Raw genomic sequence first — 6141 nt, 5'->3', positions numbered from 1 at the left:
ATAGCAGCAGTAAGAGTAGTTTTACCGTGGTCAACGTGACCAATGGTGCCGACGTTTACGTGCGGCTTCGAACGTTCAAATTTTTCTTTAGACATTGCAGCCTCTCTAACAAAATTCTTTCGGTGATTACCTTTTACCGTATACCGTATACCGTTGGTTTGTTAGATGGGCCAAATAGGAATGGTGCTGATAGGCGGATTCGAACCGCCGACCTCACCCTTACCAAGGGTGCGCTCTACCAACTGAGCTATATCAGCACGGATTGTAGCTTGGAGCGGGTGGCGGGAATCGAACCCGCGTCATCAGCTTGGAAGGCTGAGGTAATAGCCACTATACGACACCCGCTGAAACTATTTGGGCCACCTCAAAAACCAAGAATTGCGTGGTGGAGGGGGCAGGATTCGAACCTGCGAAGGCTGAGCCGTCAGATTTACAGTCTGATCCCTTTGGCCACTCGGGAACCCCTCCCAAATGCAATTTGAATTGGTGCCGGCAGAGAGAGTCGAACTCCCGACCTACTGATTACAAGTCAGTTGCTCTACCAGCTGAGCTATGCCGGCACCCCGGTTAGGTGGAGCGCATTCTATGGTACTAAATTTGATAGTGCAATAGCTTTGCGCAAAAAAATTGATATTTTGTGTTTGGTTGGTCAGTTTTTGACTTGTTCGTTTAAAATCCCAGCACTTTGTCGCTCCGCGACGGCCTTTTGTTGCTACGCAACGGCTGTTTGTAACCTGCCTCCGGCGGTTACGGCTTTTTGCCGCCTAAGGCGGCGGTAAAAAAACACAAAAAAGCAATTAGGTATGTTTTTCCCGCGCGAAGCGCAAACAGCAGTGCGCCAGCGAAGCGAGCGCACAAACAGCCGTGCCGGAGGCATAAACAGCCGTTGCGCAGCAACCAAAGGCCGCCTGCAAGGCAAGCGGCCAACGCCGGCGGCGTTAATCGAACGGGTGCCGCAATACGATAGTCTCAGCACGATCAGGGCCCGTTGATATAATATCAACAGGCACTCCGGTCAATGCCTCGATGCGGGCAATATAAGCCAACGCCTCTGGTGGTAATTCACTGTGCTGTGTTAAACCGACTGTGCTTTGCTGCCAGCCCTTCATTGTCTCGTAAACAGGCTCAACCACGTCATAGTCTTCTGCGGCCATCGGCGGATACTCACTGATGCTGCCATCAGATTTCTTGTAGCCGATGCATATTTTCAACTCGTCGAGGCCATCAAGTACGTCTAACTTAGTTAAACAGAAGCCACTGATTGAGTTAATTTGTACCGCGCGGCGCATTGCTACGGCATCTAACCAGCCGGTGCGACGTTTACGCCCGGTCGTAGCACCAAACTCATGGCCTTTTACACCCAGGTGTTCACCGACATCGCAATCCAGCTCAGTAGGGAAAGGGCCACTACCGACGCGTGTCGTGTAGGCTTTTACAATGCCCAACACGTAATCAAGATATCGCGGTCCAAAGCCTGCTCCGGTGGCCACGCCTCCTGCGGTAGTGTTGGACGAGGTTACATACGGATAGGTGCCGTGATCGATATCCAGCAAAGTGCCTTGTGCACCTTCAAACATGATTTTGTCGCCATTTTTGCGAGCTACATCCAATAGCGCGGGAGCGTCGGCTACCATCGGTTTAAGTACTTTGGCAAACTCGCGGCACTGAGCTAGTACGTCATCAAATTTTATCGCGTCAGTTTTATAGTATTGGGTTAATGCGAAGTTATGGTACTCAACCAATTCCTTCAGCTTTGTTTCAAAGCGCTCTGCATTAAACAAGTCACCCACACGCAGACCTCGGCGTGCTACTTTGTCTTCGTATGCGGGACCAATACCACGGCCGGTAGTGCCAATGGCTTCTTTGCCAAGCGCTTTTTCACGCGCCTGATCAAGGGCAATATGAAACGGCAGGATTAATGGGCAGGCTTCGCTGATACGAAGACGCTCCTTCACCGGAACATCGCGCGCTTCCAGCATCGCCATTTCTTCCATCAGGGCTTCCGGTGACAACACCACACCGTTACCGATGATGCATTGCACGTTTGAGCGCAAAATACCGGAAGGAATTAAATGTAAAACCGTTTTTTCACCGTCAATTACCAATGTATGGCCCGCGTTATGGCCGCCTTGATAACGAACGACAAGCGTTGCCTTATCGGTTAACAGATCAACGATTTTACCTTTACCTTCGTCACCCCATTGGGTGCCGAGAATTGCGACGTTCTGACTCATGTTTGCCCCGCGTAAAAAAAAAGCGCGGCAATTCTAACCTTTTGCGGCGCTTTTGTACACGGACATTAAAAAAGCCCCTGTCGATTTTTTAATCACCGACAGAGGCTTTGCTAAGTTATACAACCTGCCAACCGATTAATCTTCGATTTGGCCTTGCATGTCTTGCAAGTACTTGAAGAAGTCACTCTTACCATCAAGTACTAACACGTCGCTGCCCGAACTGAATGACTCAGTATACGCTTCCATACTACGAATGAACGAGAAGAACTCGGCATCCTGTGAGTATGCATCGGCGTATATTTTTGCTGCCTGCGCATCACCTTCACCACGCAACTCACGCGATTGACGCTGGGCATCTGCCAACATTACGGTAACTCGTGCATCGACGTCGGCGCGAATAAATTCAGCTTGTTCACGACCTTCGGAGCGATGCTCAGTTGCTACGGCCTGACGCTCTGCTCGCATACGCTGATAAATTGACTGACTCACTTCGTTCGGCAAGTTAATTTGCATAACCCGCACATCGAGTACTTCAACACCCAGGTCACTGGCACTTTGGGCGCCTTTTATTAGTGCTTCGCGCATCAACTCATCACGCTCACCCGAGACAATATCGGAAATCGTGCGGCTACCAAACTCACTGCGTAAGCCACTGTTGATACGACGTGTAAGCAAGGCTTCGGCCTGTAAGATATTACCGCCGTTGGTGCTCAGGTAGAAAGTAGAAAAGTCGTTAATACGCCACATCACATAGGTATCAACAATCAAATCTTTCTTCTCACTGGTCACAAAACGATCCGGGTCGCCATCAAGCGTTTGCAAACGTGCATCTAAACGTTTAACCGTTTCGATAAACGGGATCTTAAAGTGCAAACCAGGTTCGAAAACCATAGCTTCACCGGTTTCGACATTGCGCTCAACCTTACCAAACTGGATTAAGATTGCGCGTTCGCCTTCTTTAACCACGTAAATAGATGACAGGCCGAGCGCAACCAGAACGACAACGATAATTGCGATTAAATTTTTCATTATTCTCGACCTCCACTACGGCTGCTCGAACGCACCGGGCTCGAATTATTCGAGTTACTGCTGTTTGAGCCACTCGACATATCGGTTGGTACCCTCGCTGGCGAGAACGATGTCACATTACGCCCCTGCTTTTCCAAAATCTTATCCAGCGGCAAGTACATCATGTTATTGCTGCCTTCAACATCCACCAATACTTTTGGTGTTTTGCTGTACAAGTCTTGCAACGTATCCAGGTAGATACGCTCGCGTGTCACTTCCGGCGCTGCATTATACTCAGGCAATAATTCATTAAAGCGCGCGACTTCACCCTGTGCTTCAAGAATAATCTGCTCTTTATAAGCTTGCGCTTCTTGCAACATACGACGAACTTGACCACGCGCCAGTGGTTCCACTTCACGCGCATAGGCTTCAGCTTCGCGGATGAAGCGCTCTTCATCCTCTTGTGCGGCAATGGCATCGTCAAACGCGTCTTTTACTGCTTCCGGCGGACGCGCAGGCAGTAAGTTGATGTCAACGATTTGCAGACCCATCGTATAGGGTTGCACCGTTGACTCCAGTAATTCGAGTGTACGCGCACGCACGTCTTCACGACCACGGGTCAAAACTTCATCCATAGTCGTGTGACCGACAACATAACGTAACGCACTGTCTGTTGCCTTTGACAGCACTGAGTCTGCATTTACCACGTTGAATAAATAACTGCGTGGATCAACAACGCGATACTGTACGTCAAGCTGTACCACAACCACGTTCTCGTCCTGGGTTAACATAAAACCTTCAGTACTGTCTGAGCGGATATTGTTAACGTCCACATGCTCAACGGTATCAATAAATACCGGGCGCCAGTGCAGGCCTGACTCAACCAATGTGTGGAAATTACCAAACCGCAGTACGACACCACGATCAGCTTCTTTAACGGTATAGAAACCTGCAATAAACCAAACAATGACAGCAATAATGGCAATCAGCCCGACACCTTTTGCCGGAATGCCAGAACTACCGCCTGAACCACCACGTTTGTTACCACCGCCAAAGCCAAACTTGGCAAACAGTTTACGTAGTGCCTCATCGAGATCGGGGGGACCCTGATCTTTACCCCCCTGGTTTTTCCATGGGTCGCGGTCATTGTTGCCGCCATTACCCGGTTGGTTCCAAGCCATGGACTACTCCACTTTAGTTTTAAATCTCTAGTTTAAAATGTAGCGTTCTAAAAAGTTAGCAACGCTACAGTGTAAATTAACTCGTGCTCTGTACAAACTGCTGCAGTTGATGATCAAATTGTTTTTGCAGTTTTTGCCAGTCAACTGCCGACATTCTAACCGCTAGGTTGAACTGTCCGCTATCATCTACCTGCTCTTCGGCAACACTGTTAAGACTGTACAATGTACCACGAAGTTTACCCATTGAGGGCGGTATTTTCAGCTGCAAGTTGACCATCTGTCGCCCCAGCCGCTCATGCAGGGCGTCATAAATCAGTGAAAGACCGATACCCTGCTGCGCCGAAACCCAGACACGGATTGGATTTCCCTCATCGTCACGATCGATTTTTGCGTCAACATCGTCGAGTTTATCAATTTTGTTGCAAATCATTAACTGCGGCACATCACCAGCGTCAATTTCCTCTAACACCTCGGTGACCTGATCGACGTTATCTTGATAGTGCTCGTCGGCTATATCCACCACATGTAACAGTAAAGTTGCGTCTTGAGTCTCTTGCAACGTCGCTTTAAAAGCGGCCACTAAATCATGCGGCAAATGGCGAATAAAACCTACGGTATCAGCCAAAATTACGGTACCGACTTCGTCAACCTCAATTTTACGTAAGGTTGGGTCCAGTGTCGCAAATAACTGGTCTGCCGCATAAACGTCTGCGGTACTCAGTTGATTAAACAGTGTCGACTTACCTGCGTTAGTATAGCCAACTAAACTAACCGTTGGTATTTCCGCTCTCTTCCGGGCTCGGCGCCCCTGCTCGCGCTGCTTTTGTACTTTCTCCAGGCGCTTCAGGATGTTTTTAATGCGCCCGCGAATCAAACGACGGTCAGTTTCAAGCTGTGTTTCGCCGGGGCCACGCAAGCCGATACCACCTTTTTGACGCTCAAGGTGGGTCCAGCCTCGTACAAGCCGCGTCGAGATGTGTCGCAACTGCGCCAGCTCTACTTGCAACTTACCTTCGTGAGTACGAGCCCGTTGCGCAAAAATATCCAGAATCAACCCGGTACGGTCTAATACGCGACACTGACAAATTTTTTCGAGGTTCCGTTCCTGAGTTGGCGATAGGGCATGATTAAATATAACAATGCTGGCCTGTCGTTCTTTAACCAGCTCTGCTATTTCTTCTGCCTTACCACTACCGACAAAGTACTTTGGATTTGGTGAACTGCGGCTAGCAGTGACTACACCGAGTGTTTTAACACCAGCGGAGTCAGCAAGTAATTGTAATTCCGAGAGGTCTTCACGGTCGACTTCGGCGGGTAAGTCCATGTGGACCAGTACAGCGTAATCGCCACCTTCATATCTGTCGAACAAGTTTTAATGACCTCCTATAGGATTTATTCTGGTGCGTCAGCGAGATCTTGCGGATTCTGCTGTGGCAAATAGTTCTGCGGTATTCGCGCAGGCACGACGGTTGAAATCGCGTGCTTATATACCATCTGACTGACCGTGTTCTTCAGTAAAACAACAAACTGATCGAATGATTCAATTTGGCCTTGCAGCTTGATACCGTTTACCAGGTAAATTGACACTGGTATACGCTCACGACGTAAAGCGTTCAAAAATGGGTCTTGTAAAGTTTGCCCCTTCGCCATGCTGGATTCCTTATTCTCGTTATTTATATCCACGGTAAAAATTTATCGTAATACAAGTAACTACGATA

Annotated in this window: 6 protein-coding genes and 4 tRNA genes; all 10 read right to left on the bottom strand. The window is 48.8% G+C overall.

All coding sequences use genetic code 11. The features are described 5' to 3' along the window. Positions 1–95: GTP-binding protein (locus DEU29_RS12620; protein ID WP_208107646.1), on the bottom strand; the 95-nt coding region annotated here is incomplete at its 3' end. A gap of 86 nt (positions 96–181) precedes the next feature. Next, positions 182–257, bottom strand: a tRNA-Thr gene (locus DEU29_RS12615). Between the two features lie 13 nt (positions 258–270). Continuing rightward, a tRNA-Gly gene (locus DEU29_RS12610) sits at positions 271–345 on the bottom strand. A 38-nt stretch (positions 346–383) separates the two neighbouring features. After that, positions 384–468 (bottom strand) — tRNA-Tyr (locus tag DEU29_RS12605). Positions 469–484: 16 nt separating this feature from the next. Then, positions 485–560, bottom strand: a tRNA-Thr gene (locus DEU29_RS12600). A 378-nt stretch (positions 561–938) separates the two neighbouring features. Next, complete coding sequence (locus DEU29_RS12595; protein WP_133540701.1) at positions 939–2234, bottom strand: adenylosuccinate synthase; 1296 nt, start codon at positions 2232–2234, stop codon at positions 939–941. A gap of 135 nt (positions 2235–2369) precedes the next feature. Further along, entirely contained in the window at positions 2370–3263 is an 894-nt protein-coding gene (hflC, locus tag DEU29_RS12590; protein WP_133540700.1) for a protease modulator HflC, read from the bottom strand. Beyond that, entirely contained in the window at positions 3263–4423 is a 1161-nt protein-coding gene (gene hflK, locus DEU29_RS12585; RefSeq protein ID WP_133540699.1) for an FtsH protease activity modulator HflK, read from the bottom strand. Before hflK ends, hflC begins: the two co-directional genes overlap by 1 nt. A 76-nt stretch (positions 4424–4499) precedes the next feature. Then, a complete protein-coding gene (hflX, locus tag DEU29_RS12580; protein WP_133540698.1) occupies positions 4500–5792 on the bottom strand; it encodes a ribosome rescue GTPase HflX in 1293 nt (430 codons plus the stop codon). A 23-nt stretch (positions 5793–5815) separates the two neighbouring features. Next, complete coding sequence (gene hfq, locus DEU29_RS12575) at positions 5816–6073, bottom strand: RNA chaperone Hfq (RefSeq protein WP_133540697.1); 258 nt, start codon at positions 6071–6073, stop codon at positions 5816–5818. Between the last annotated feature and the right edge of the window lie 68 nt (positions 6074–6141).

The sequence above is a fragment of the Idiomarina aquatica genome, assembly GCF_004362895.1.
In the GTDB taxonomy this organism is placed as follows: domain Bacteria; phylum Pseudomonadota; class Gammaproteobacteria; order Enterobacterales; family Alteromonadaceae; genus Idiomarina.
Note: the sequence above shows the minus strand (reverse complement) of the source record. Positions and strands in the feature narration are given on the sequence as shown.